This is a genomic window from Methylobacterium sp. J-001, assembly GCF_022829565.1.
Lineage (GTDB): Bacteria > Pseudomonadota > Alphaproteobacteria > Rhizobiales > Beijerinckiaceae > Methylobacterium.
In genome coordinates this window covers 26,508-52,498 of sequence record NZ_JAKSYN010000218.1, presented here as the reverse complement: position 1 = coordinate 52,498, position 25,991 = coordinate 26,508, and the positions used below count along the sequence as shown (strand labels likewise).

General features: G+C 68.8%; 18 protein-coding genes and 3 pseudogenes. 12 read left to right on the top strand and 9 right to left on the bottom strand.

The annotated features are described in order from the left end of the window. Position 1 precedes the first annotated feature (1 nt). The 4 genes from MKK65_RS28985 to MKK65_RS28970 all read left to right on the top strand — a co-directional run bounded on the left by MKK65_RS28985 (position 2) and on the right by MKK65_RS28970 (position 6,166). Positions 2-424 (top strand): cupin domain-containing protein, encoded by a 423-nt coding sequence (locus MKK65_RS28985; protein ID WP_243961641.1) that lies wholly within the window; start codon positions 2-4, stop codon positions 422-424. Between the two features lie 321 nt (positions 425-745). After that, on the top strand, positions 746-3,880 hold the full coding sequence (gene uvrA / locus MKK65_RS28980) for an excinuclease ABC subunit UvrA (protein WP_243961639.1): 3,135 nt from the start codon (positions 746-748) through the stop codon (positions 3,878-3,880). A gap of 502 nt (positions 3,881-4,382) precedes the next feature. After that, the gene (locus MKK65_RS28975) at positions 4,383-5,360 is read left to right on the top strand and encodes a transporter (RefSeq protein WP_058194916.1); all 978 of its coding nucleotides are present in this window, start codon (positions 4,383-4,385) and stop codon (positions 5,358-5,360) included. A gap of 236 nt (positions 5,361-5,596) precedes the next feature. Beyond that, a complete protein-coding gene (locus tag MKK65_RS28970; RefSeq protein WP_058194917.1) occupies positions 5,597-6,166 on the top strand; it encodes a fasciclin domain-containing protein in 570 nt (189 codons plus the stop codon). Between the two features lie 61 nt (positions 6,167-6,227). On the opposite strand, the gene MKK65_RS28965 is transcribed toward MKK65_RS28970, so the two are convergent. Both MKK65_RS28965 and MKK65_RS28960 read right to left on the bottom strand, forming a co-directional pair. Continuing rightward, positions 6,228-6,935 (bottom strand): anti-sigma factor domain-containing protein, encoded by a 708-nt coding sequence (locus MKK65_RS28965; protein WP_243961637.1) that lies wholly within the window; start codon positions 6,933-6,935, stop codon positions 6,228-6,230. Then, a complete protein-coding gene (locus MKK65_RS28960; RefSeq protein WP_409565517.1) occupies positions 6,932-7,537 on the bottom strand; it encodes a sigma-70 family RNA polymerase sigma factor in 606 nt (201 codons plus the stop codon). The genes MKK65_RS28965 and MKK65_RS28960 overlap by 4 nt, the downstream gene beginning before the upstream one ends. Positions 7,538-7,792: 255 nt before the next feature. On the opposite strand from MKK65_RS28960, the gene MKK65_RS28955 reads away from it, so the two are divergent. The 6 genes and pseudogenes from MKK65_RS28955 to MKK65_RS28930 all read left to right on the top strand — a co-directional run bounded on the left by MKK65_RS28955 (position 7,793) and on the right by MKK65_RS28930 (position 14,747). Then, entirely contained in the window at positions 7,793-8,767 is a 975-nt protein-coding gene (locus MKK65_RS28955; RefSeq protein WP_243961636.1) for a S1C family serine protease, read from the top strand. Between the two features lie 157 nt (positions 8,768-8,924). Next, complete coding sequence (locus tag MKK65_RS28950) at positions 8,925-9,203, top strand: GCG_CRPN prefix-to-repeats domain-containing protein (protein WP_243961634.1); 279 nt, start codon at positions 8,925-8,927, stop codon at positions 9,201-9,203. A 273-nt stretch (positions 9,204-9,476) separates the two neighbouring features. Beyond that, the gene (locus tag MKK65_RS28945; RefSeq protein WP_007566967.1) at positions 9,477-9,623 is read left to right on the top strand and encodes a DUF1127 domain-containing protein; all 147 of its coding nucleotides are present in this window, start codon (positions 9,477-9,479) and stop codon (positions 9,621-9,623) included. Between the two features lie 78 nt (positions 9,624-9,701). Beyond that, the gene (gene trmFO, locus MKK65_RS28940; RefSeq protein WP_243961633.1) at positions 9,702-11,129 is read left to right on the top strand and encodes a methylenetetrahydrofolate--tRNA-(uracil(54)-C(5))-methyltransferase (FADH(2)-oxidizing) TrmFO; all 1,428 of its coding nucleotides are present in this window, start codon (positions 9,702-9,704) and stop codon (positions 11,127-11,129) included. Positions 11,130-11,297: 168 nt separating this feature from the next. Beyond that, positions 11,298-12,497 (top strand): annotated as a pseudogene (locus MKK65_RS28935) (Zn-dependent hydrolase); the annotation flags it as partial. 1,608 nt (positions 12,498-14,105) lie between these two features. Next, positions 14,106-14,747: a glycosyltransferase family 2 protein gene (locus MKK65_RS28930; RefSeq protein ID WP_243961631.1), complete on the top strand. Its 642-nt coding sequence runs from the start codon at positions 14,106-14,108 to the stop codon at positions 14,745-14,747. A 240-nt stretch (positions 14,748-14,987) separates the two neighbouring features. On the opposite strand, the pseudogene MKK65_RS28925 reads toward MKK65_RS28930, so the two are convergent. The 4 genes and pseudogenes from MKK65_RS28925 to MKK65_RS28910 form a co-directional block, all read right to left on the bottom strand. Continuing rightward, positions 14,988-16,188, bottom strand: a pseudogene (locus MKK65_RS28925) (IS256 family transposase). Positions 16,189-16,284: 96 nt separating this feature from the next. Then, positions 16,285-16,616: pseudogene (locus MKK65_RS28920) on the bottom strand (transposase); the annotation flags it as partial. A gap of 122 nt (positions 16,617-16,738) precedes the next feature. Further along, the gene (locus MKK65_RS31325) at positions 16,739-17,458 is read right to left on the bottom strand and encodes a CatB-related O-acetyltransferase (RefSeq protein WP_279597024.1); all 720 of its coding nucleotides are present in this window, start codon (positions 17,456-17,458) and stop codon (positions 16,739-16,741) included. Beyond that, the gene (locus MKK65_RS28910; protein WP_243961629.1) at positions 17,455-21,351 is read right to left on the bottom strand and encodes a glycosyltransferase; all 3,897 of its coding nucleotides are present in this window, start codon (positions 21,349-21,351) and stop codon (positions 17,455-17,457) included. The genes MKK65_RS31325 and MKK65_RS28910 overlap by 4 nt, the downstream gene beginning before the upstream one ends. A 409-nt stretch (positions 21,352-21,760) precedes the next feature. On the opposite strand from MKK65_RS28910, the gene MKK65_RS28905 reads away from it, so the two are divergent. Both MKK65_RS28905 and MKK65_RS28900 read left to right on the top strand, forming a co-directional pair. Then, positions 21,761-22,675, top strand: a complete 915-nt coding sequence (locus tag MKK65_RS28905; RefSeq protein ID WP_243961627.1) for a glycosyltransferase family 2 protein — start codon at positions 21,761-21,763, stop codon at positions 22,673-22,675. Beyond that, positions 22,672-23,610: a glycosyltransferase family 2 protein gene (locus MKK65_RS28900; protein ID WP_243961626.1), complete on the top strand. Its 939-nt coding sequence runs from the start codon at positions 22,672-22,674 to the stop codon at positions 23,608-23,610. The genes MKK65_RS28905 and MKK65_RS28900 overlap by 4 nt, the downstream gene beginning before the upstream one ends. On the opposite strand, the gene rutC is transcribed toward MKK65_RS28900, so the two are convergent. The 3 genes from rutC to rutA are packed head-to-tail and all read right to left on the bottom strand — an operon-like array spanning position 23,611 to position 25,890. Next, on the bottom strand, positions 23,611-23,997 hold the full coding sequence (gene rutC, locus MKK65_RS28895) for a pyrimidine utilization protein C (protein ID WP_243961624.1): 387 nt from the start codon (positions 23,995-23,997) through the stop codon (positions 23,611-23,613). It lies immediately after the preceding gene. Positions 23,998-24,041: 44 nt separating this feature from the next. Continuing rightward, a complete protein-coding gene (gene rutB, locus MKK65_RS28890; protein ID WP_243961677.1) occupies positions 24,042-24,779 on the bottom strand; it encodes a pyrimidine utilization protein B in 738 nt (245 codons plus the stop codon). Between the two features lie 16 nt (positions 24,780-24,795). Further along, positions 24,796-25,890, bottom strand: coding sequence for a pyrimidine utilization protein A (rutA, locus tag MKK65_RS28885; RefSeq protein WP_243961676.1), 1,095 nt, complete (start codon positions 25,888-25,890; stop codon positions 24,796-24,798). Positions 25,891-25,991: the final 101 nt, after the last annotated feature.

Here is a 25,991-nt window from a genome sequence, read left to right as displayed (position 1 = left end):
CATGACCGAGACCGGCACCGGCCTCTTCGACGTATTGGCGCTCGCGTCGGCCTTGCCCGACAGCGCGCAGACGCTCCTGGTCGACACCTACCTGACCGACCGGGCGGCCGCGAGCGCCCGGGTGTTCCGGGTCTACCGGCCGACCCCGCCGCACTACCACGCCACCTGCGACGAGTACCTCTACTGCCTGTCGGGACGCGGCACCGTCTGGCTGGGCGACCCCGCGAACCTGACGACGTTCGGCCCCGGCCAGCTGTTGTTCTTCGAGAAGGGCACGGTGCACGCGATGCCGGAGATCGCCCCGGGCGAGCCGGTGACGTTCCTGTCGATCGACACCCCGCGGCGGGCGCCCACCGACATCATCTTCGTGAACCCCGAGGACGGCACCCCCGCCACCTTCATGGCTCGCAACGCCGACGCGTGAAGTCCCGGATCCAAAAGGTCCGTGACCTTTTGTGGCTGCAGGGCAGCGCCCTGCAGGTCTCAAGGGCTCCGCCCCTGAACCCCGCCAAAGGGCCGCAGGCGCTTTGGAAACCCGGTCTTCCCGGTCATGAAACGACAGGTCTCCGAGCGGCGGTTGCCGGCGTACGCGTTTCGTTCTAGCAAGGGCGTCGCATGACGGGCCTGCGTCCCGCCGGTCCCACCTTGCCGTCGGCCGTTCCGGGCTCGACATGAGCGGGTGCGGCGGCTGACCCGTGCGCAAGCCAGCCCGACCGTGTCGACGCCTCGAAAGACCGCCGCCCTCATGGCCAAAGCCCAAGCCGGAACCCGAGTGGGACCCCAAATCGGCGCCACCAAAGCTGCTCCCAAACCGGCTCCCGTGAAGGCGTCTTCGCCCAAAGCGCCCACCAAGGCGGCGCCGGCCGGATCGGCCCCGGCCAAACCCGCGCGTCTGAAAAAGTCCGCGTTGCCCGCCGCCCCCCGCACCGACATGCGGAACGAGGCCGCCACCGACGCCAAGCTGGAGGCCCTGTTCGACGCCGCGCCGCCGAGCGCCGCCGACCGGCGGGTGATCACCGTCCGGGGCGCCCGGGAGCACAATCTCAAGAACGTCGACCTGACGATCCCCCGGGACAAGCTCGTGGTCTTCACCGGGCTGTCGGGCTCGGGCAAGTCGTCGCTCGCCTTCGATACGATCTACGCCGAGGGGCAGCGCCGCTACGTCGAATCGCTCTCGGCCTATGCCCGCCAGTTCCTGGAGATGATGTCCAAGCCCGATGTCGATCAGATCGACGGGCTCTCGCCGGCGATCTCCATCGAGCAGAAGACCACCTCTAAGAATCCCCGCTCCACCGTCGGGACGGTGACCGAGATCTACGACTACATGCGCCTGCTCTGGGCGCGGGTCGGCATCCCGTACTCCCCGGCCACCGGCCTGCCGATCGAGAGCCAGACCGTCCAGCAGATGGTCGACCGGGTGCTGGAGCTGCCGGAGAAGAGCCGGCTCTACCTGCTGGCCCCGGTGGTCCGTGGGCGAAAAGGCGAATACCGGAAAGAGATCGCGGAGTACCAAAAAAAAGGGTTTCAGCGGCTGCGGATCGACGGCGAGTATTACGCGATCGATGACGCGCCCAAGCTCGACAAGAAGTTCAAGCACGACATCGATGTGGTGGTCGACCGGATCGTGGTGCGGGCCGACATCGCCGCGCGGCTGGCCGATTCCTTCGAGACCGCGCTGGAACTGGCCGACGGCATCAGCGAGATCGTGTTCGCGGACGCCCCCGAGGGCGCGGAGCCCCGGACGATCACGTTCTCGTCCCGCTTCGCCTGCCCGGTCTCGGGCTTCACCATCGCGGAGATCGAGCCCCGGCTGTTCTCGTTCAACAATCCGTTCGGCGCCTGCCCGACCTGCGGCGGCATCGGCCACGAGATGCGGATCGACCCCGAGCTGGTGATTTCGGATCCCGCGCTCAGCCTGAAGCGCGGCGCGGTCGGCCCCTGGGCGAAATCGACCTCGCCCTATTACGGCCAGACGCTCGACGCGCTGGCGGAGCATTACGGTTTCAAGACCAGCGTGCCCTGGCAGAGCCTGCCGGAGGCGGCCCGCGCCGTGGTCCTGTACGGCTCCGGCAAGCAGGCGATCCGCTTCGCTTACGACGACGGCCTGCGCAAATACGCGGTCAACAAGCCGTTCGAGGGCGTGATCCCGAACCTGGAGCGCCGCTACAAGGAAAGCGACTCGGACGCCGTCCGGGAAGAAATCGGCCGCTTCATGAGCGAGACGCCCTGCGCGTCCTGCGGCGGCAAGCGGCTGAAGCCCGAGGCTTTGGCCGTGAAGATCGCCATGGCCGATATTGGCGACGTGACGGCTCTATCCGTTTCGGAAGCCCATCGCTGGTTCTCCGCATTGCCGGAGAAGCTGACGGCCAAGCAAAACGAGATCGCGGTCAGAATTCTGAAGGAAATCCGCGACCGGCTGAGCTTCCTGGTGGATGTCGGCCTCGAATACCTGACGCTGGCCCGCGGCTCCGGCTCCCTGTCGGGGGGCGAGAGCCAGCGCATCCGGCTGGCCTCGCAGATCGGCTCCGGGCTGACCGGCGTGCTCTATGTGCTGGACGAGCCCTCGATCGGCCTGCACCAGCGCGACAACGAGCGGTTGCTCGGCACCCTCAAGCGCCTGCGCGATCTCGGCAATTCGGTGATCGTGGTAGAGCACGACGAGGACGCGATCCTGCAGGCCGATTACGTGGTGGATGTCGGCCCGGGCGCGGGCATCCATGGCGGCGAGATCATCGCCCAGGGCACCCCCGCCGAGGTTCTGGCCAACCCCGCCTCGCTCACCGCCAAGTACCTCACCGGCGCGCTGTCGGTGCGCACCCCGGCTGCGCGGCGCAAGGGGCGCAAGGGCAAGCTCGGCGTGTTCGGCGCCCGCGGCAACAATCTCAAGGACGTGGATATCGAGGTGCCGCTCGGCACCTTCACCTGCATCACCGGCGTCTCGGGCGGCGGGAAATCCACCCTGGTGATCGACACCCTGTACAAGGCCGTCGCGAAGAAACTGAACGGGGCGCTGGAGCACCCGGCCCCGTACGACCGCCTCGAAGGGCTGGAGCATCTCGACAAGGTCATCGACATCGACCAGTCGCCGATCGGGCGCACCCCGCGCTCGAACCCGGCCACCTATATCGGCGCCTTCACGCCGATCCGCGACTGGTTCGCGGGTCTCCCCGAGGCGAAGGCCCGGGGCTACCAGCCGGGGCGCTTCTCCTTCAACGTGAAGGGCGGGCGCTGCGAGGCCTGCTCGGGCGACGGCGTCATCAAGATCGAGATGCACTTCCTCCCGGACGTCTACGTCACCTGCGACGTGTGCAAGGGGAAGCGCTACGACCGCGAGACCTTGGAGGTGAAGTACCGCGGCAAGTCCATCGCCGACGTGCTCGATTCCACCGTCGAGGAGGCGGCCGAGCTGTTCAAGGCGGTGCCGGCGATCCGCGAGAAGCTCGAGACCCTCAAGCGCGTTGGCCTGCACTACGTCCATGTCGGCCAGCAGGCCACCACCCTGTCCGGGGGCGAGGCGCAGCGAGTGAAGCTGTCGAAGGAGCTGTCGAAGCGCGCGACGGGCCGTACCCTCTACATCCTCGACGAGCCGACCACCGGGCTGCATTTCCACGACGTGGCCAAGCTCATGGAGGTGCTCCACGAGCTCGTCGACCAGGGCAACACCGTGGTGGTGATCGAGCACAACCTCGAAGTGATCAAGACCGCCGACTGGGTGATCGACATGGGTCCCGAGGGGGGCGATGGCGGCGGCCGGGTGGTGGCGCTCGGCACCCCGGAGGAGATCGCCCGCGCGAAGGCGAGCCATACCGGCCGGTTCCTGCGCGAGGTGCTGGCCCGTCGCCCGGCCCCGCAATCCGGCCGACGCACCGCCGCCGAATAGGCCCCGGGGCGGCAGATTCTGCCGGGTAACGACCGGGATTTCGGTTGGGACCGTTTGCGGCGATCGGTGATTCGGGCCGCCGGCCCCCATTCGGACCCGTCTCGGGCCGTCCGAAACCGGGATTTCCGGCCGCCTGCGCCGGACGGGCCTCTGCCCGTCCGCCCGCCGGGGCTTGCCGGATTCTCCCGCGGATGCCGCGATCAACAGCTTGACCATTCAACGATATTTTGCCGATCGGGGGGCGATATTCAATTCTGGGGACTGTGTTGCGTCGCCGCAAAAATGCGGCTTTTGCGCAACGGTTCGGCCGGTTTTGCCGCTTCGACCAGCATTCCACTGTCTTTCCGCAGGTCTCTGTAGAATAGTCAGCAGCGTTGAGACGGGCGGGCACCGTGGGGGCGCTCGGCAGACCGGAAGCCGGCAGCCGCCATTGGCGAGCAGACCGGCAGGGTAGTGCCGAATGCGGGACGGATGCCTTGAGACCTTGGGAAGGAATGAAACAATGATGAAGAACTGGCTCGCGGCCGGCGCGGTCGCGCTCACGGTCGGCATGACGTCGACGATCGCGCAGGCGCAGACCACGACGGTTCCGGGTGAGCAGGTCGGCCTCGCCATCGGCGCGCCGCTGCCCGAGGGCATCTACGCGATCAACACCTTCACGTTCCGCCGCACCGATGGCCGGAACGATCCCGATACGGCCGTCAACGTCCCGGTCCTGGTCTGGTCGACGCCGTTCGTGCCGTTCGGCGGCCGCGTCGAGCTGCTCGTCGCCCCCCCGACCGTGTTCGCCTTCACCCGCAACCCGGCCGGCGTGCGCAACAAGGACATCTCGATCAACGTCGGCACCTTCGTCGGCGGTATCTGGGCGTTCGACCTCGGCAGCAACTTCGGCGTCAGCTTGCTCGGCGGCGTGTACCTGAACGACCTCAACGGCGACCGCGGCTCGATCATCACCGCGAACGGCACGACCGCGACCCCGGTGCTGCCGCAGCTCTCCTCGAACACCTACCGCTTCGGCGTGGCCGGCAGCTACACCGGTGACGGCTGGAACATCACCGGCAACCTGACCGCCAACATCTACGACTCGCCCGGCCGTTTCGGTGGTCCGGTCGGCGCGGCCCTCGGCCCGTTCTACCTGTCCAACGCCCTGAACTTCGACATCACCGCGACGAAGAAGTTCGGCAACTTCGAGATCGGTCCGGTCGCCTACGGCACCTACAACTTCGACATCGGCCAGTTCAGCGCGGCCGCCAACAACCGCGGCCGGTTCGCCGTCGGCGGCCTGATCGGCTACGACTTCAAGGTCTTCACCGTGCAGGCCTACGTGGCCCGCGACGTCGTCACCGGCGCGCAGTTCACCAATGCGTTCGGCCGCACCCGCAGCGACTACTCCACAGACGGCTGGCTCCGCCTGATCGTGCCGCTGTACTCGCCGGCCCCCGTCTCGCCGGTCCCGGCCGCCCTGGTCCGCAAGTACTGATCGACCGAGATGCCGGTCCCCCGCCGCGCACGTGGCGGGGGACCCCGGATCCCCGCCACACCGTCCGCCAGGACGGCGAACCGCCCGGCCTCCGCCCGGGCGGTTTTTTCATGTCCGGCCTGGACCGGGGCCGATATTCAGATCCTGCGAAACCTTTCCGCGCGAGACCCCGTAAGCGGCGATGCAAGCCCGGCGCTCATGCGATCCCGGGATGCCTGACGGAAGGAAACTCCAGGATGCTCAACGCTTTCAGAGGCCGGCGTGCGGCCCGTACGGTCGCCCTCGCTCTGACCCTCGGCCTCGGCGTGACCGGCGCGGCCCAGGCCAAGAACCCGATGGTCGGCGGCGCGCCGATGTATGCCAACAAGACGATCGTCGAGAACGCGGTCAACTCCAAGGACCACACCACGCTGGTCGCCGCCGTGAAGGCTGCGGGCCTCGTCGACACGCTGAGCGGACCCGGCCCGTTCACGGTGTTCGCGCCGACCAACGCGGCCTTCGCCAAGCTGCCGCCCGGCACCGTCGAGAACCTCGTGCAGCCGCAGAACAAGCCGACGCTGACCAAGATCCTGACCTACCACGTGGTCCCGGGCGTCTACACCGCCAAGGACCTGATGGCGCTCGTCAAGAAGGGCGGCGGCCAGGGTCAGCTCACCACCGTCGAGGGCGAGCCGCTCGCCGTGGCGGTGCAGGGCAAGAAGGTCCTGATCACCGACGTGAAGGGCGGCACCGCCACGGTGACGATCCCGAACGTGATGCAGTCGAACGGCGTGATCCACGTCATCAACGCCGTGCTGATGCCCTGACGGATCCGGTGATCCGATCGCCCGCGGCGCCGACCCGGCGCTGCGGGCTCTTCGGGGGCGCCTATTCCGCGATCAGCTTGCCGGTATAGACCACCGGTCCCGTAGGCTGGCCGCTCGGCGAGCCGCCCGGTGGCTCCACGGAGACCGCCAGCACCCCGTCCGGGGTGGCGTCCTGTGGCAGGCTCACCCGGCTCGCACCGGCCCCGACGAGGCCGAGCGGCTTCGGCCCCGCGGCGCCGACATACCACAGCTCAAGGCTCCGGCCGGCGGGCGCCTCGGCTCCCACCGGCCGGACCTGGGCGGTGCCGGTGCGGGTGTTGACGCGCACGATCAGGGCCGGGAGCGCACCGCCGCCCTGGACCACCGCGAGGTAGCGGCCACCCTCCGGCTCCGGCCGCAATCCGAATGCGACGAACACCGCGAGGCCAGCCGCCAGCAGCCCGGCCCCCGCGGTGGCGATCCGCCAGCGCCGGACCTGCCGGCGCAGATGGGCGAGCGGGTCGGGCGACCCGCCGGACCCGGCCGGCACCGCCCGCAGCAGCGCTGCGCGCACCCGCGACGGCGGCACCACCGGTGGGATCGCAGCCAGCAGCGGCGACAACCGCCGCTCCCACGCCCGCACCCGGCCCGCCGCATCCGCATCGGTGGCGAGCGCGTGAACCATGGCGGCCCACTCCCCCGGGTCGAGGGTGCCGAGCACGTACTCGGCCGCGCGCAGGTCGGGATCCGAACCGGGATCCGCGGCGAGGTCGCCGGGGCCGCCGCTCACGAGACCGCCTCCAGGCAGGTCTTCAGGGAGGCGAGCGCCCGGTGCAGCCAGGTCTTGATCGTGTTGACCGGCCTCGCGTAGCGCTGGGCCAATTCCTCGCGGGATTGGCCTTCGCAATAGGCCAGCACCACGCAATCCCGATGCGCCGGCTCGAGCCGGCCCAGGCAGGCCGCGAGGGCGTCCCGGTCCAGGAACGCCGCGGCGTCGTCATGCGGGTCCATCAGCCGCGCCACCCAATCCTCGCCGTCGTCCCGCACCGGTCCCTGAACCTCCACCGCCCCCTTCCGGCGCAGGCCGTCGATCGCCCGATTACGGGCGATCGTGCACAGCCAGGCGAGCGGGCGTCCGGCCTCGGGGTCGTAGCTCCCGGCCGCCCGCCAGATCCGCAGATACGCGTCCTGAAGGATGTCTTCGGCCAGGGATCGATCGCGCTGGATACGCAGGATCACGCCGAAGAGTTTCGGGCTGGTCAGATCGTAGAGTTCGGCCAGCGCCGCCGCCTCGCCGCGCCCGATCTCGAACAGCAGCCGCCGCAGCCGGGCGTCGTCGGCGCCGGGAAGGCCTGGCTGCACCCAGTCCGGAGTCCCCCCCGCGGCAAAAATCGGTCCGGCCAAGATCCGTTCCTGTGTCCGCACGCCCGTTCCCCTGCCGGTCGCGCTTCCGTAAGACTAGATCTAAGGGGCCCCGCCCGTCCTGTCACATCACCGGCTCCGCACAGGATCGTCGATGGGGCGCCGGCTCAACGATCGCCGCGCGGCGCGGCGCCACGGGTGTCGCAGGCGGCGCGGACAGCTTATCTAAGTTCGATTTCGCGCGTCCGGCGGCGCCGGAGCAGAGCGAACAGTCGAAGGAATCTCATGGCGACGCAGGGTGAGTGGAAGATCCCCGCGCAGGCCCAGCCCAGGCCGGCGGATTACGGCTACGATCTCGATCGGGCGCTCTCGTCGGTGCTCGCCCTGTCGGCGCGGGTGCCGGAGAGCGCCTTCACGGCCGAAACTCTCGGGACCGAGCGCGCCGGCAACGGCGTGGTGATCCGGGAGGACGGGCTGGTGCTGACCGTCGGCTACCTCGTGACGGAGGCCGAGAGCGTCTGGCTGACCACCCGGGAGGGCCGCTCGGTCCAGGGCCACGTGCTCGGCTTTGATGCCGCCACCGGCTTCGGCATGGTCCAGGCCCTGGGCGATCTCGGCGTCCCGGCCCTGCCGCTCGGCCGCTCGGCCGAGCTGAAGACGGGCGACCGGGCGGTGGTGGCCGGTGCGGGCGGACGCCAGCGCTGCGTCGCCGTCGAGGTCGTCGCCCGGCAGGAATTCGCCGGGTACTGGGAGTATGTCCTCGACGAGGCGCTGTTCACCGCTCCGGCGCATCCGCATTGGGGCGGCACCGCGTTGATCGGCGCGCAGGGCGAGCTGCTCGGCATCGGCTCGCTGCAATTGCAGCAGGGCGGCAGCAGCAGCGCGCGCCCGATCAACATGGTGGTGCCGATCGACCTCCTGCCGCCGATCCTCGACGATCTGGTCACGCGCGGGCGCGCGAACCGGCCGCCGCGGCCCTGGCTCGGCCTCTATGCCACCGAGAGCGAGGAGGGCATCGTGGTGATGGGACTCGCCGATGGCGGCCCGGCCGAGACCGGCGGCCTGCGCAGCGGCGACGTGATCGAGGCGGTGGCCGGCGAGCCGGTCCCGGACCTCGCCGCCCTGTTCCGCAGCATCTGGGCGCTCGGCGAGGCGGGTGTGCGCGTCCCGCTCACCGTGCGCCGCGACGGCCGCGGCGTGAAGCTCGCCCTGGTCTCGGCGGACCGGGAGCGGTTCCTGCGCACGCCCTCGCTGCACTGACAGCCGCCCGCGAAACCGTCGCCGCCGCGGCTGCGCTTCTCGGATGCCGACGCGAGCCTGCACGGGATACAACCACAGGCTCAGCGTCGGTTCAGGCGACGGGGCCGACTCTCTCTCGACCGGCACCGATCCGCCGGACGCTTCGAGGAGATCTGTCATGGCGATTCTGAGCGCACCGCGCGCGAAGGCACTCGTTATGGCCGCCGCGATCGCCGGCGGCCTCGGGCTCGTGGGCCCCGCCCAGGCGGCGGGGGGCTGCGGCCCGGGCTTTCATCCGAACCCCTGGGGCATCTGCCGCCCGAACTGGGGCTGGGGGCCCCGCCCCCACTGGCGTCGGCCGGTCTATGACGGCGGCTATGGCTATGGCCGCCCGCGCCCGTTCTACCGACCCTATGACCGGCCCTACGGCTTCTACGGCCCGCGCCCGTTCTACTGAGCGACCGGGCCCGGTCCGCGCTGCGAAGGGCGTCCCGCCGGCCGGCGGGACGCCCTTCGCGCATTCTTACCCGCCTCCCGGCATGCGCACAAAGAATGACCAGCCGGGAAGGTTGCCGGTTTCTTAAGCCGACCATGCGGCCCGTGCAGACCAGATCCTTGACCTTATGACTCCTGCTGCGCCGCGGCAGGTTTATATGTGCGTTGCACCAACAAGAGGCAGCGATGCGCAACGGCGCGCCATCCGCTGCCTGAACAGAGGTCAATGTATTCTATGTCCGCCGCTCGTAGCGTCCTGAGTCGCGTCCGCGCCTATCTCCGGTATCGCGACACCGTTTCCCAGCTCTCCCGCCTTTCGGATCGCGATCTTGCCGATCTCGGCATCAACCGCAGCGAGATTCACGGCATCGCCCGCGTCTGATCTCCCGGCCCCATCGCGATACGACCCAAAGGACCGCCGCCCGTTGATCCGGGCGACGGTCCTTCGCTATTCTGGGTTATGACACAGACCCTTCACATCGTCGGCGGCGGCCTCGCGGGATCCGAGGCGGCCTGGCAGGTGGCCGAGGCCGGCCATCGCGCCGTGATCCACGAGATGCGCCCGGTGCGCGGCACCGAGGCCCACCAGACCGACGGCCTGGCCGAGCTCGTCTGCTCGAACTCGTTCCGCTCCGACGATCCGGAGAGCAACGCCGTCGGCCTGCTGCACCAGGAGATGCGCTCCTTGAGCTCGCTGATCATGCGGGCGGCCGACGCCAACCAGGTGCCGGCGGGCGGTGCGCTGGCGGTCGACCGCGAGGGCTTCTCCGCCACGGTGACCCGGGCCCTGGAGCAGCACCCCAACGTCACGCTCGTGCGCGGCGAGGTCGAGGGCCTGCCCCCGGAAGACTGGGGGCCCTGCATCGTCGCCACCGGCCCGCTGACAGCCCCGGCGCTCGCCGAGGGCATCCGGGCGCTCACCGGCGCCGAGTCCCTCGCCTTTTTCGACGCCATCGCGCCGATCGTCCATCGCGACTCGATCGACATGGACGTGGCGTGGTTCCAGTCCCGCTACGACAAGCCCGGCCCCGGCGGCACGGGCGCCGATTACCTGAACTGCCCGATGGATCGGGCGCAGTACGACGCCTTCGTGGCCGCCCTCGTGGCGGGGGAAAAAATCGGATTCAAGCAATGGGAGGGCACGCCGTATTTCGACGGCTGCCTGCCGATCGAGGTGATGGCCGAGCGCGGCCCCGAGACCCTGCGGCACGGCCCGATGAAGCCCGTGGGGCTCACCAACCCGCGCGATCCCCAGGTCAAGGCCTGCGCGATCGTGCAGCTGCGGCAGGACAACGCGCTGGGTACCCTCTACAACATGGTCGGCTTCCAGACGAAGCTGACCTATGCCGAGCAGGTCCGGATCTTCCGCACGATTCCCGGCCTGGAGCGGGCCGAGTTCGCCCGGCTCGGCGGCCTGCACCGCAACACCTATCTCGACAGCCCGCGGCTGCTGGACGCCACCCTCCGGCTGAAGGCCCGGCCCACCTTGCGCTTCGCCGGCCAGATCACCGGCTGCGAGGGCTATGTCGAGAGTGCCGCAATCGGGCTGATGGCCGGACGCTTCGCCGTGGCCGAGGCGGCGGGCTGGCCGCTCAGCCCCCTGCCCCAGACCACGGCGCTCGGCGCCCTCATCGCCCATATCACCGGCGGCCATGTCGGGGCCGACGGCGAGGCCAACGCCCCGCGCTCGTTCCAGCCGATGAACGTCAATTTCGGCCTGTTCCCGCCCTTGGCCCAGGCCCCCCGCAACGAGACCGGCCGCCGCCTGCGCGGGCCTGAGAAGGCCGTGCTGAAGCGGCGGGCGCTCACCGACCGCGCCCGGGCCGACCTCGGGGCCTGGATGGCGGGCCCCCCCACGGTGGATTGGCGGCCCGCGGCGGCAGAGTAGCGCGGCGGGTCATGGTTTCGAAAGGTCCGTGACCTTTCGCGGGTGCAGGGCTCAAGCCCTGCTGTCGGGCTTCGCCCCGACACCCCGCCAAAGGGCTCACCCTTTGGAAACCCCGTCGGCGCGCATGGCGCTTGCACGGTCCGGGCTTTCAGCATTCAGGCCCGAAGCATGACCGAGATCGACACCGAAGCTTTCCTGGCCGACCTCTACGCCCTGCGCGAGATCGGCCGGTTCCGCACCGGCGTCCATCGGCCGACCTTCTCGCCCCAGGACATGGAATCGCGCCGCTGGCTGATGGCCCAGATCGAGGCCTGCGGCCTTGAGGCGTCGATCGACGGGATCGGCAACGTACTCGGGCGCCATTGCGAGCCCGGACCCCACCTCTTGGTCGGCAGCCACATCGAGACCCAGAACGAGGCCGGCTGGCTCGACGGGGCGCTGGGAGTGGTCGCCGGGCTGGCTCTGGCCCGGGCCGGGCTGCCGGTCGACGTCGTCGCCTTCGCGGACGAGGAAGGGCACTTCTCCGGGGGCTTCCTGGGCAGCCGATCGGCGATCGGCGACCTGACCGAGGCCGAGATCGATGCCGCCCGCAACCGCACCGACGGCACGCCCCTGCGCGCGGCCCTCGAATCCGCCGGGCTCGTTGGATTGCCGCGGATGCGGCTCGATCCGGCCCGCTATCGGGGCTTTCTGGAACTGCATATCGAGCAGGGCACGCAGCTCGAATCCGCTGGCCTGCATCTCGGCGTGGTCAGCGGCATCGTGGCGATCTGGCAATTCCAGATCGTGTTCGCAGGCAACCAGGACCATGCCGGCGGCACCACCATGGCCGAACGTCGGGATGCGGGGCTCTCGGCGGTGCGCCTGCTCGCGGCGATCGACCGGGAATTTCCCAGGGTCTGCGGCCCGCGCAGCACTTGGACCACGGGGCGGATCACCCTGGATCCCGGCGGCTACAGCATCATCCCGGGCCGCGCCGAGGTGGCCTTCCAGTTCCGGGACGTGTCGATCCCGGTGCTGGAGCGGATGGAAGCGTGCCTCGAGGCGCTGGTGCGCGAATCGAACCGGCGCGAGCGCTGCCCCGCCACGCTCACGGCTCTATCGAAAGCGATCCCCGCCCCCTGCGACCCGGACCTCAGGCGCTCTCTCTCGGAGGCCGCCGAGTTGGTCTGCCCCGGTCGCTGGCAGGTGATGCCCTCGGGCGCTGGCCACGACGCCCAGAACATCGCCCGGATCCTCCCGGCCGCGATGCTGTTCGTCCCGTCGATCGGCGGCATCAGCCACCATTGGGCGGAGGATACCAGCGACGTGGACCTGGCCTTCGGGGTGCGCGCGCTTGGCGCGGCGGCGGCGGAGGTGTTGGGGGGTGGGGCACGGTATAGGTTCCGGTGCAACCAAAGCGGCGAGTGGGGTTACGGATCGGGAGCTCCCACGGCAAACCCGTTGCCACCCTTGCCGAGGGCCCGGACCTTGCGGCCCTTGCCGGCTCACCGCGGCCGGCGTCACTCGGGACCCGCGACGGGACGGGGTATGCGCGCGAGCCAGGCCTGGAACGTCACGCCCGCCCTGCAGTGCATCCCGGCGCGCCCGCAGCCTCGGTGCGGGGAGGGCCCCGGCCGCCGGCCGCACCCCCCACCACGCCCCCCGGCTCCCCCCCGCGCCGAGCCGTTTGGTCCCGCCGCCCGGCGGCAACACCACCCGGTTGCGGGGGTGAGCCTGTAACGTGCGGTTTGCATGTTGGGGCGCGCATACAGGGGGGGGGGGGGGGGGGGTTTGGGGGGGGGGGTGACATGATAGGTTCCGGTGCAACAAAAACGGCTGATTAGGTTCAGGATCGGGAGCATCCTCGCGAAGCTCGTTCGCAGCCTGGCCAGAGGACCGGCGCTTGCAGACCTTGCCGATCAACCGCAGGCTGGTGTCATCGGGACACGCGAGCGGACGGCGTATGCCGGCAGGCCAGGCCTGGAACAGCCAGCACGTCCTCCATGTGGCTCACGAGCGCCGCAGACTCCGCGGGCGGGATGCTCCTCATCTTGCGTATTTACGACGAGAATGGGGTTTCACCATAGTTCCGCCGAACCAGTTCGTGGTTCAGGCGGGACAGCTCCACCGGCACGACCGATATGATCGGCCGAGAGCAACTTTCAGATGCCGCAGGCTCCAGCGCCCGTGGTTTTGCTTCAAGTCGGAATATGCATCTTCAGAACAAAGATTATTTTTTATTCGACAAAAATATTTTTCAAGTCGGCACGATTGAATAGACATCATTGTAGTTAAATTTTATAGGATAATAAGGCAATAAATTTGCGACACATCGGATTGTGCAAATCGGGCCGCCCAAATTTAGATTGGGTTATCCACAAGCCGCATTCATCTGCCGAAATACGGGGTCATATTCAATCAAACATTATTTTTCCGGAAGCAAAAAATTGAATCAGGTGAGTGCATGCTATTGGCAAAAGTATTTATGTATAGACAATTCAGATAAATAAAATCAATTTATCGCTTCACTGTGGGCACCTGATGCTCGTTGACATCGCTTGCTGATCAAGATGATAAGCCGTGAAGATCAGGGACGAACGACCTAAAAAGTCATTTCTGTCCCGACAGCGGTATGAATTGTTTTTAGTTTGAGATAATATATCAGATAAAATCTTTCAACCTGAAATTTTATACGTCAAGACAGCGAATGTTCCGCGTGTTTTTATGACTCTATCTTGCGAAGGTATGGACCTGTCATTTATTTGAACACTAACGTAGATCGGCAAGATTAAATTTCTGTTAAGGTCTGTAGATTCGAGATTGTACCACAGATGACATCCAGAATGCGATCGATCGGTGTAATCATACCGTCTCGTCTGCAGCAGATTGGTCCCAATGCCTATTTGCTGGAGCGCGCCATTGCCAGCGCCCTGGCTCAGAAGATCGTCGCGGAAGGTCGAGTCTCGCTCAGCTTTATCGTCGGGATTGATGCTGGTGCAAGCATCCCTCCACGTCTTGCTGAGCGGAGTGAAATCGTTTGGGCTTCCAGCAATGCCGCCTCGCAGGGGGGCTCTCAACGCCGCGATCGACGCTGCGGGAGATCGATTCGAGTACATCGCGCTTCTTGAGGATGATGATCGCTGGGATCCGCAATACCTCGCTTTGAGCTTGGCCGCTCTGGATAGCTATGGCTTTGTCTCAACGACGCAGCTTGAGGTCGACGAATACGGTCAAATTGTCCGCATCAACGATTTTCCGACGCCATCAGGCTGGATAATGCCGTTTGAGACGCTCCGGCGGGTGGGACGCTTCGACTCGGCCTTACGCTGGCATCTCGACAATGAATGGCTCGGCCGTCTCGCCGAAAGCAGGATCAAACGCTGCCATCTCGTTGACGCGATGGCGCCGAACAGCCTCGCGCTGGCGGAACAGGTGCGCCCTTGGCTTGCCAACGTTGTGCGTTTGGGAGGAGACAACGTGGAAGTTCAGCGCCACACGGTGTTGACCCCATTGGTCACGCGGTTGGTTCATTCCCGATCCGGCACGGCCCAGATCGCAGTCGATCCCGTTCTTAAGAAACAGAGTCAGACAGAGTATAAGATACTCATCGAGCGGTACGGCCGCATTCCCTGGTGAGACATCCCCAGGCATAATGCGCACGTTTTTCTGCGAACGCTGCCTGAGATCAGCGATACGGAATTGAGCAGATTGCTTACAGTCCCACCATAAATCGCGTTGGAGATTGCGCTTCGAGGTTGAGGGTAGCAAGTATCCGCGTTCGTCGAACGGGATTAGCACGAACGAAGCAAGATCGTGTCCCTGAGCGTGGTGTAGCTCGCGGAGGGCCACCACGATCACCGGCTTGGGCCGAGACGATCAGGCTGCCAGGGTGGGCAGGCTGACGAGGGGATCATCGCCGGTCGGGGCGATGCTGTCCAGGGTGATGTAGCGGGACCGCTGGACGGCCCACTCGTCGTTCTGCTCCAGCAGGATCGCACCGACGAGGCAGGTGATGGCGGCCTCGTCGGAGAAGATGCCGACGACCTCGGTCCGGCGCTTGATCTCGCCGTTCAGGCGCTCCAGCGGGTTCGTGGAGTGGAGCTTGACCCGGTGGGTGGCCGGGAAGCCCATGTAGGCCAGCACGTCGGGCTCGGCCGTGTCCATCAGGGTCGCGAGCTTAGGCACCTTGGGCCCGGAGCTGGTCGGCCACCCGCCGCCACTGGAGCCGGGCCGTTTCGGCGTCATCCTGGGCAAACGCGGTGGCGATGAAGGCGGAGACGACACGCCGCCCGCTGCGCCCGGCATGGGCGAGGAGGTTGCGCATGAAGTGGACGCGGCAGCGCTGCCAGGTCGCGTTCATGACCTTGGCCACCGACGCCTTGATGCCCTCATGGGCGTCCGAGATAACCAGCTTGACCCCGCGCAGCCCCCGGCGGGCGAGCTTGCGGAGGAAGTCCGTCCAGAACGTCTCGGCCTCGGACGGGCCCACGTCCATGCCCAGCACCTCACGACGGCCGTCACCGTTGACGCCCACCGCCACGATCACCGCCATCGAGACGATGCGTCCGTCCTGGCGTACCTTCACGTCAGTCGCATCGATCCAGAGATACGGCCACTCACCCTCGATCGGCCGGTCGAGGAACGCGCCCACGCGCTCGTCGATCTCCTGGCAGAGCCGGCTGACCTGGCTCTTCGACACACCCGTGCCGCCCATGGCTTGGACGAGATCATCGACCGAGCGGGTCGAGATACCCTGGATGTAGGCCTCCTGGATCACGGCGGTGAGCGCCTTCTCGGCCAAGCGTCGCGGCTCCAAGAAGCCGGGGAAGTACGAGCCCTTGCGCAGCTTGGGGATGCGTAACTCCACCGTGCCGGCGCGCCTCTGCCAATCCCGATCACGGTAGCCGTTGCGCTGGACCAGCCGCTCGGCGCTCTTACAGCCGTGAGCCGCGCCAGTCTGGCCACCGACTTCCAGCTCCATCAGTCGTTCGGCCGCAAAGCCGATCATCTCGCGCAGCAGATCGGCGTCGGCGCTCTTCTCCATCACGCCGCGAAGGCTCATCATCTCGTCGGTCATCGGGGGTCTCTCGGGTTTGGGGTTGGTGCTCGCAACCCGACCCTACCCGGCAACCGCCGATGACCACCCGTCAGCTACACCACCGCCTGGGGCACGACCCCCGGATCCCCGGATGCCGTCCACCGCCTGTCGGCGTCGCTCGGGGGCTACAAGTTTCCAGAGGCGATGTCCGCCAGTACCTGCTTCTCCAAAGATAAATCGGCCACCAGGCGACGAAGCCAGGCGTTTTTGCGCTCCAGATCCTTCATCTTCTAGGCCTGATCGACCGTCGGGCCGCCGTATTCCTTGCGCCAGCAATAATAGCTCTGCTCAGAGATTTCCGACTCCCTGCATGCAAGGGCAAAACTCTTGCCCTGAGCTGCCTGCACCTCGATCTGGCGCAGCTTGAGCACGATCTGCTCCGCGTTCGTCTTCTGACCTCGCCGCATGTCCGACTCCTCCGGTCCTGGCTGATCCTCTCAATCAGCCCGGTCCAAAGCCAGCCGGTCAGGTCACGACCGACGCGCTGGTTTCGGCGTTCGCGCGGTTTACCGAGGCGGGCGCGTGAGCCTCAGGCGCCCGGCACCAGCGACTGGATCGGGATCAGGTCCGGGCGGTATTCCTGCATCCCGCCGGCGATGCGCTCCTCGACGGCGTCGAGGAATTGTTCCGGGTCGGTGATCGAGCACTGGCGCAGGTCCCAGAAGGCGTAGCGCCACCAGCGCACCGCGAGGTAGCGCTCGATCAGCTTGTCGGGAAAGCGCATCTTCACGACCCGGGCCGGGCTGCCGGCGACGATCGCGTAGGGCGGCACGTCCTTGGTCACCACCGCCATGGCGCCGATGATCGCCCCGTCGCCGATGGTGATGTCGGGCATCAGGAAGGCGCCGTGGCCGATATAGACGTCGTTGCCGATGCGCACGCGCTTGGGCCACAGGTAGGGGCCACAGATCTCGTAATCCTCGGCGCGCGGATCGAGCCGGTCGAACACCGCGGAATGGTGCGTGTAGAACAGCGGCGAGGTCGAGCCGCAATGGACCGGGTGGCTGCCGCGCCCGACCTGCACGCTCTCGCCGATCGAGCAGTAGCGGGCGATGTCGGCGCCGAAATAATAGCCGCTCACCGCGTAGGAGAACGCCCCCATGGTGAGGCAGTAATCGATCCCCATCCACTTGATGCTGCAGGGCGGCTCGAAGGTGCAATCCTCCGGCAGGCCGAACGGGGCCGGATGCAGCACCGAGATGCCGCGCCGCAGCATCTCCTGCTTCATGTCCTCGTTGACGGAGATCATGCGGCGTCCTCGTCGAGTGGGTTCTTCGCCCCGGATTGGTCCAGAACGTAGTAGTCGCGCATCAGGTCGTCGTACGCGGCCGCCTGGATCGGCACCGAGAGTTCCCCGCCGGCCGTGATGTCGATCGCCAGCAGCCGGTCGTTGAAGGCGGCCGGGTCGTTGGCGAGGGCGTAGGGCAGGACATGGCCGTTCGGGTAGGCGCGCAGCCGGTCGCCCTGGGCGCCGAGGTCGAAGGCCGTCACCGGCAGGCCGGTCCGCAGCGCCAGGGTCAGGGCGTAGGAGTAGGTCTCGGGCCAGATCGCCGGCAGCAGGATCAGGTCGGCGGAGGTCCGCCAGACGAGATCCAGCGCCTCGGCGTCGCCGGCATAGCGGCCGGTCTGGGTCACCGCGGCCCGCTCCAGCCCGCCCGTGAGCGCGGGATCGGTGTAGCCCACGATCGCGAAGCGCAGCGGCAGCTTGCGGTCCTGCGCGTCGGTCGCCAGCGCCTGGAGGAACAGGCCGCCCTTGGTCGCGCTGATCGCGCCGAGCACGGCGACCCGGCGCACACGGCCCGGCCTGCGCAGGGCGGTGGAGCGCACGCTCCGGTGGTGCTCGACATGCGGCCGCACCGTGATCGCCAGGTCCGGGTACACCGCCCCGATCCGCCCCGCGGTGTCGGCGGACGGCGCGAACACCCGCGCCGCCCCGGCCAGGAATCGCCCGAACACGGCCCGGCGCTCGCCCGGGTCCGGCTCCTCGTAGCCGTCCGCGTCCGCGGCCAGGCAGTCCCGGCACACGGGCACCGGCGCCAGCCTGCAATAGCGCCCGTCCGGCATCACCAGGTGGTTGCGGTGGCACACCGGCGAGAAGTCGTGCAGCGTCCAGGCATAGGGTCGGCCGGAGCTGGCGACCAGGTCCATCAAGGCGCGGGCCGCGTTCCAGCGCAGGCCCGCCAGCGAGTGCACGTGGATCAGCAGCGGCGCCAACTGCTCGACGAAGGCGGCCACCGCGTCGGCATCGCGGGGCAGGTACAGGCTATCCAGGCTCGGCAGGTACACGAACTCGCGGCTGCGGTACGAGACGTTGACCTGGATGTTCCGCGCCCGGTCGACCGAGAGCAGCACCACGGTGGTGCCTTCGGCTTTCAGCCGGGCGATCATGTCGTCGATGTGCCGCTGGATGCCCCCGCCCCAGCTATGAGTCACGAACAGCAAAGCCCGGCCGCGGAAGTGCCGGGCGAGCCGATACAGGTCGAGCCGCGCCCGCCCCCGCCGGCCGGGATCGGCCTGGACGAACTGGCCGACCAAAGCCGGGTAGTCCGGGTGCTTGGCCAGCAGCGCCGCCTGGCCCTGGTCGTACTCGCCGCCTGGATCGAGCCCGAACGAAATCTGCCCGGCATGGTAGACGTACACGTCCTCGGCCAGCAGGTTGGAGAACCCCGCCTTGCGGGCGCGTAGGCACCAGTCGTTCTCCTCGCCGTAGCCCTTGCCGAAGGCAATGTCGTCGAGGGTGCCGACCGCGTCGAGCGCCTCTGCGGTCATGTACATGCAGAAGCCGACCCCGGTGGGGACTTCCACGGCTCGGCCGCGGTTGATCCGGGCCGCGGCCTGGTCGAGTTCGGGCCGGGGGATCTCCAGCGCCATGGCGTTGTTGGCGTTGAACTTCGGGTAGCTGCAGATCGTGGCGTTGCTGGACAGCGGCGTGATGCTTCCGACCCGCGGTCGCGTCTCGGCATGGGCGACGAGCCGGTCGAGCCAGTCGCCGAACACCTGGGCGTCGGAGTTGAGCAGGACCACGGCCTTGCCCTGGCGCAGGGACAGGCCGCGATTGACCGAGCGCACGAAGCCGAGATTTTCCTGGTTCTCGACGAGGTGGAACAGGCCGCGGCCGGCCAGCTCGGCGAGTTCCGCAGTTAGCTGCGGGTCGGGCGATCGGTCGTTGACGGCGAGCAGGGTGAACGGGGTCTTTTGCGGGGCGGACAGGCAGGCGTGGATGGCGCGCAGGGTCTCGCCGCGGCCCTTGTAGACCGGCATGATCACGACGACCCGGGCCTGGGCGAGGGTGAGCGCGCGGGGCAGGCCGTCCCAGTCCTGCGGTTCGGGGGCCTCCATGGCCGGCCAGCTGCCGAGATCCTCGGGACAGCCCATCAGCCCGGCGGCCCGGCCGGTGCGGACGTAATGCAGGAATGGCGTCTCGCCCGGCGCAAGAAGATGGCCGTAAGTCTCCGCGTAGAACGCGATCGAGAAGCGCTTGCTGGGATCGCGGCCCTCGTGCTGGCCGTAGGCGACGAAATGGCCGAGCGGGCCGCCTGCCGCGCCGGCGACGTCGGGATTGCGCTTCGCATAGTACGCCGCGTCGAAATACGGCTCGAACAGCCGCACCTGCTCCGCCAGGGCGTCCGCCTCCGAGGGCGGTGGGCCGTAGCGCGGGTCGAACCGCCCGTCCGCGATGTCGGTGCCGTGCAGCAGCGCCGTGGCGAGGTGGTGGACCAGGGGCGCGATGCCGGTCTCCCGCACCCAGGGATGCGCGTCGCCATAGGCCTGCCCGTTGAAGTCGGCGCGCGGGTTGCGGCCCTGGCGCCAGCCGGCGTCGCAATAGTCGCGGACGGCGTCGACATCCTCCGCCAGGCCGTAGCGCTGGCGATAGAAGGCGTGGTCGAAATGCAGCGCCGCCAGCCCGGCCTGCAGGTCCAGGGACGCCATCCGATCCGGGGGCGGGCGGCCGATAGCGCCGAGCCAGAGCGTGTCCTCCACGGGCGGATGCGCCGGGCGCAGGCCGCAGACCCGCAGCAGCGCGTCGAGCGTCGAGCGACCCGGGCCCGGATCGCGCAGCTCCCGCCAGCCGCTGGTGGCGAAGTGCAGGTAGGGTGTGGTCTCCTGGACGTCCGCGTAGGTTGCCCGGTACCAGGCCTCGTCCACCGCCGGGACGTTCAGCCTGTCCGGGCCCGCAAAGGGCGTTTTCCCGGAGAGCCGGGTCTCGGCGACGTACCGGAAGAACGGGTCGCCGATCACCGCACGGCTGCCGGCCCGTGCCTGCACGTAGCCGGCCGGGTCGAAATCCTGGCGCGGGCTGCGCATCGCCTGCCAGCCGCCGGCTACATAAGTGCGGAGCAATTCGGTGTCGGAGGCCTCGGCGAGTTCCTGGGCTTCCCGCTCGTCCAATCCGTCCCGGTAGTAGGCGGCGTCGAAATAGGGCGCGAGCGTCTCGGCCTGAAGTCCGAAAAAATCCTCCGGCTCGGGCCGAGCCGGGCCGCCGTGCAGGACGTAGTGCGCCAGCGGATTCTGGGTAGCGTAGGAGATGTTCCGGGTTAGGCAATAGGCCAGGGTGTCGAAATGCGGCGACGGCTCGCGGCCCTCCCGCCAGCCGGAAGCCATGTAGTGGGCCACCGTGTCGACGCCGGCCGCCTGCAGGTCGGGATTGTGGGCGAGGTAGAACGCCCCATCCACGAGGCGGCGGGCCAGGCGCTCGGCCTGGCGGGTGTCGGGCCGGGGCAGGGCGCCGCTCTGGGTGCGCTGGGCCGTCACCCAGTGCAGGAACGGGTTGATGCCGGCCCGGGCGAGATAGGGCCGCGCGGCGAGATAGTCGGCGGTACAAAAGTCCGGTCGCGGATCCCGGCCCGCGCGCCAGCCGACCGTGAGGTAGTCGCGCACCGGATCGACCGTGATGCCGTACCAGCTCGCGTAGAAGTCCGTATCGACATACGGCTCCAGCGCCGCGATCAGGCGCGCCTCGACATCCTCGCCGGCGCCTGCGCCGGCCCAGCGGGCCTGCAGGGCGGCGGGCCGGCCGAGCGGATCGCTGATCCGGCGCCAGCCGAGGCGTAGCGCGCGCGCCGACTCGACGGCGCCGCGCGCGACCGGCCGGCCGATGCGGCGCTTGAACCGCCCGATTGTCGGGGGCAAACCGAGGCGCATCTCAGGGCTCTGCGGGGGAACGTGCGCCGCGTGCCGTCACGAGGCGCGGCATCCGTCGGCCGCCTTCGGGGTCGACGCGGTCGAGGCGCTGGTCTCGGATCGGCTCATGGTCGGCAGCGTCGGGGGCGTGCGAGGCGCGGCGGCGGGCGTCGCATTCTTCGCCCGTCGAACTAACGGAACCGGCCGAGTCCGTAAACCATGGGCCGGTCCGCCCTCGGCCCGTGCGGCTGCGCGACCCGGCCTGGCCGCTTGTCGGGGACCGGGCCTCGCGATATCGAAACGCCAACCCATCGGGACCGGATCGACGCCATGCGCCGCCTCGCCGGCTTTCCCTTCCGGCATCCCCGCTCGACCGATGCCGACCCACAACGTCGGCGTGGAGCGGGCGTGAGCCGCCGGAGCCCGGCCCGTGCCTAATCCCGGACTGGGCCGCCTCGCGCTCGGCATCACCCTGTTCCGGCCAAGCCGGGACCAAGTGGACCGGGTGCTGGCGCACGCCGCGTCCGGATTCGCCGGGGTGATCGCCTTCGACGATGGCGGCCTGCCCGACGGGGAGGCGGAGCGGATCGCCCGGGCCGGCGTGACCCTGCTGTCGGCCGGGCGCAATGTCGGCATCGCCGAGGCGCTCAACCGGATCGCCGCGGCGGCCCGGGCGGCGGGCGCGGACACCCTGCTGCTGCTCGACCAGGATGCCGAGCCGCCCGCGGGGCTCGCCGCGGCGCTGCACGCCGCCCTCGCCCGGCTCCGGGCAGCCGCGATCCCGGTGGCGGTCGTGGGGCCGGCCCCCGCCCCGGCCGCCGGCCACAAGGCACCGTCCTACCCGCCCCGCCCCGGCGCGCCGGCCTGCGGAGCCCTCCCCCCAGCCTCTAGCCCCCTCGCCCCGGTGCAGTTCCTGGCGACCTCGGGCTCGCTGATCGACCTCGACGCCCTCGCCCGGATCGGTCCGTTCCGCGCCGACTTCTTCATCGACGGCGTCGAACTGGAATGGTGCTTTCGCGCCTGGAGCCTGGGCTTGGGCTGCTACCTCGCCCGGGACGTCGCGATCCCGCACCGGGTCGGGGGCGGGGTGATCCGCGGCTTCGGGATCGCGATGCCGCGCCAGCCCCTGTTCCGCATGGCGACCTACCTGCGCAACGCCGTCTATGCCTGGCGCCTGCCGCACGTGCCTCTGCGCTGGAAGCTCGCCCAGGCCGCCTACCTGCCGCTCCAGGCCGGCCTGTACTGGGCGGATTCGGGCTGGCGGCCGGCCGTGCTGTTGCGGCTGCTCGCGGCCGTCCGCGACGGTGCCCTCGGGCGCCTCGGCCCGCCCCGGGATCGCCCATGACGGACCGTGCCGTCCTCGACGTGGTGATCGTCAACTGGAACGGCGGCGCCCTGCTCCGGGCCTGCCTGGCAAGCCTCGCTTCGGTGCAGGAGGCCGCCACCGTGCAGGTCATTGTGGTCGACAACGCCTCGCAGGACGGCTCGGCGAACGGCCTGCCCGCCCTGCCCCGCCCGCTCCGGCTGATTCGCAACGCCGAGAATCGCGGCTTCGGCCGGGCCTGCGACCAGGGCGCGGCCGCCGGGGACGCCCCGGCAATCCTGTTCCTCAACCCGGACACGCAGGTCGCCCCGGACGCCCTCCGGGCGGCCCTCGACGCCCTGACGGCCGATCCGCGCACCGGGATCGTCGGCGCCCGGCTGGTCGACCCGGACGGCCGGACCGCCCGCTCCTGCGCCCGGGCGCCCACCGGTCTCGGCCTGCTCGGCCGTGCCCTTGCGCTGGACCGGCTCGGCCTGGTCCGGCCGCATTTTCTGGTCGAGTGGGACCACGCCGACGACCAGGCCGTCGGCCAGGTGATGGGCGCGTTCCTGATGATCCGCCGGGACCTGTTCGCGGCGCTCGACGGCTTCGACCCGCGCTTCTTCGTCTACTGGGAGGATGCCGACCTCTGCACCCGCGCCCGGGCCGCCGGCTTCGTGGTGCGGCACGTGGCCGGGGCCGTCGCCCACCATCTCGGCCAGGGCACGACCCGGCAGGTGCGGGCGCGGCGCCTGTTCTATTTCCTGCGCAGCCAGATCCTCTATGCGCACAAGCATCACGGCCGGGCCGCCGCCCTCGCCCTCACGGCGGCGAGCTTTTGCGCGCAGGTGCCGCTGCGGCTCGCCCTGGCGCTCGCCCGCCGCTCGGCCGCCGAGGCCGCCGAGGTGCTGCGCGCGGCCGGGCTCCTGGCCGCCGCCCTACCCGGCCTCGCGCCGAAGCTGTTGCGGGGGCGCTGATCAGCGGCCGATATGGGCCACGGAGGCGATCTCCACGAGAGCCTCGGGCTTCACGAGGCCGCACTGGATGCAGTAGCGCGCCGGCTTCTCGCCCGGGAAGTAGGACGCGTAGACGGCGTTGATCGCCGCGTAATCGGCCCAGTCCTTCAGGAAGACGTGGTTGAAGGTCACGTCGTCCATCGTGCCGCCCGCGGCCTCGACCACACCCTTGATCGTCTCCAGCACGTGCCGGGCCTGGGCTCCGGCGTCGCCGACATGGACCACGTTCGCGTCGCCATCGAGCGGCAGCGTGCCCGAGACGTACAGCACCCCGTCGGCCAGGGTGCCGGGCACGTAGGGGGCGAGCGGCTTGCCGGTCCCAGGCGGGATGACGACCTGCTTCGGCATTGTTTTGGGACTTTCGCGGTGCGGGTTCGGAGACGGCGGGTGGTTTATTCGGCGGCGGCGCGGGTCTGCGCGGTCAGCGCCGCTTCGAACGAAGCCACGTCCGAGACCCAGCCGAAGAAGGTCTCGATATTGGCGAGCGCCCCCTCGTGCAGGCTCCGCGGCCCGGCCTGGTGGGTGGCGTCGGCCAGGACGATCCCAAAGTACTCCCGGTGGTAGCCGTCCCGCAGGGTCGACTCGACGCAGACATTGGTGGCGATGCCGGTGAAGACCAGCGTGTTCACCCCCCGGGCCCGCAGCATGCTGTCGAGCGGCGTGTTGTAGAAGCCGCTGTAGCGCGGCTTGCCCAGCACGATGTCCCCGGGCTCCGGCTTCAGGGCGTCCACCAGGGCGTAGTCCCAGGAGCCCTTGGCGAGCAGGCGCTCGTTCATGTCGGGCCGCCGCCGCATGGTCTTGAGGGCGTTGGATTTGTGCCAGTTCGGCGAGCCCGGGCCGCCGGCCTCGACATAGTCCGGGTCCCAGCCGTTCTGGAACCACAGGATCCGGATGCCCGCCGCCCGGGCCGCCGCCACCGCCTTGATGATCCGGGCGATGACCGGGCCGGTTTCCGAGACGTCGAAGCCCGCCAGATCGAGATAGCCGCCGGGGCTGGCATAGGCGTTCTGCATGTCGACGACGATCAGCGCCGTCGCGGCCGGGTCGAAGGCGATCGGCTCGGGCCGGGCCGGCAGGATCACGCCGCCGTGGCGGCCATGGGGATCGTGGAATCCGGCTTGCCTGTCCATCACGCCATCACCCTCATCACGCGACCTCAGCGAGCGGCGCCGGCACCACGTGCCGGCGGGATTGCATCAGCGGCTGGATCCGGGTCCCGAAGGCGTCGAGACCCTTGAGGAAGTCGTCGAACACCAGCAGCACGCCCTCGACGCCGTCGATCGTCATGATCGCGTCGAGCATCGCGGCCACCTGGGCGTAGCTGCCCACCAGGGTACCCATGTTGAGATTCACCGCCGAGGTCGGATCGGCGAGCTGGCGGACATTGGTGTCGCTGCCGGACTTGGTGTCGGCCGCGCCCTGGATCCCGAGCCAGGCGATCGCCTCGGTATCGGCGCCGGCCTTGTAATGCGCCCAGGTCGCCAGCGCGGCGGCGTCGGTCTCGTCGGCGATGATCATGAACAGGGCGTAGGCGGTCACCTGCCGCCCGGTCTTGGCGCTGGCCTCGGCCAGCCGCTCCACCACGGGCGCGAAGGCGGTCGGCGTGTTGAGGCCTTTCCCCAAGCAGAAATTGTAGTCGGCGTAGCGGGCCGTGAAATCCAGGCCGGCCCCGCTCTGCCCGGCGCAAATGATCTTCATCGCCGCCTGCGGCCGGGGGCTCAGGCGGCAGTCGTTCATCTGGAAGAACGTGCCCTTGAGGTCGCTGGCACCCGTCTCCCAGAGCTCGCGCAGAATCTGAGCATACTCCGCTAAATAATCGTACCGCTTGGAGAAATACGCCTTGCCGGGCCAGAGGCCCATCTGGTCGTATTCCGGCTTCTGCCAGCCGGTGACGAGGTTCAGGCCGAAGCGGCCGTCCGAGATCGAATCGATGGTCGCGGCCATGCGGGCGACGATCGCGGGCGGCATGCACAGGGTCGCCGCGGTGGCGAACAGCTTGATCCGGGTGGTGACCGCGGCCAGCCCGGCCATCAGGGTGAACGATTCGAGGTTGTGGTCCCAGAACTCGGTCTTGCCGCCGAAGCCGCGCAGCTTGATCATCGACAGGGCGAAATCGAGCCCGTAACCCTCCGCCTTCAGGGTGATCTGCTTGTTGAGTTCGAAACTCGGCCGGTATTGCGGGGCGTTCTCCGACAGCAGCCAGCCGTTGTTGCCGATCGGGATGAACACACCGACGCTCATGGCTGGGATGTCCTTGGCCGGGACGTCCTCGGCCGGGACGGTCTCGGGAGGGGTTTCTGCGTCCGGCTGGTTCTGCACCATGGCCCTCTGCTCCGCGCGAC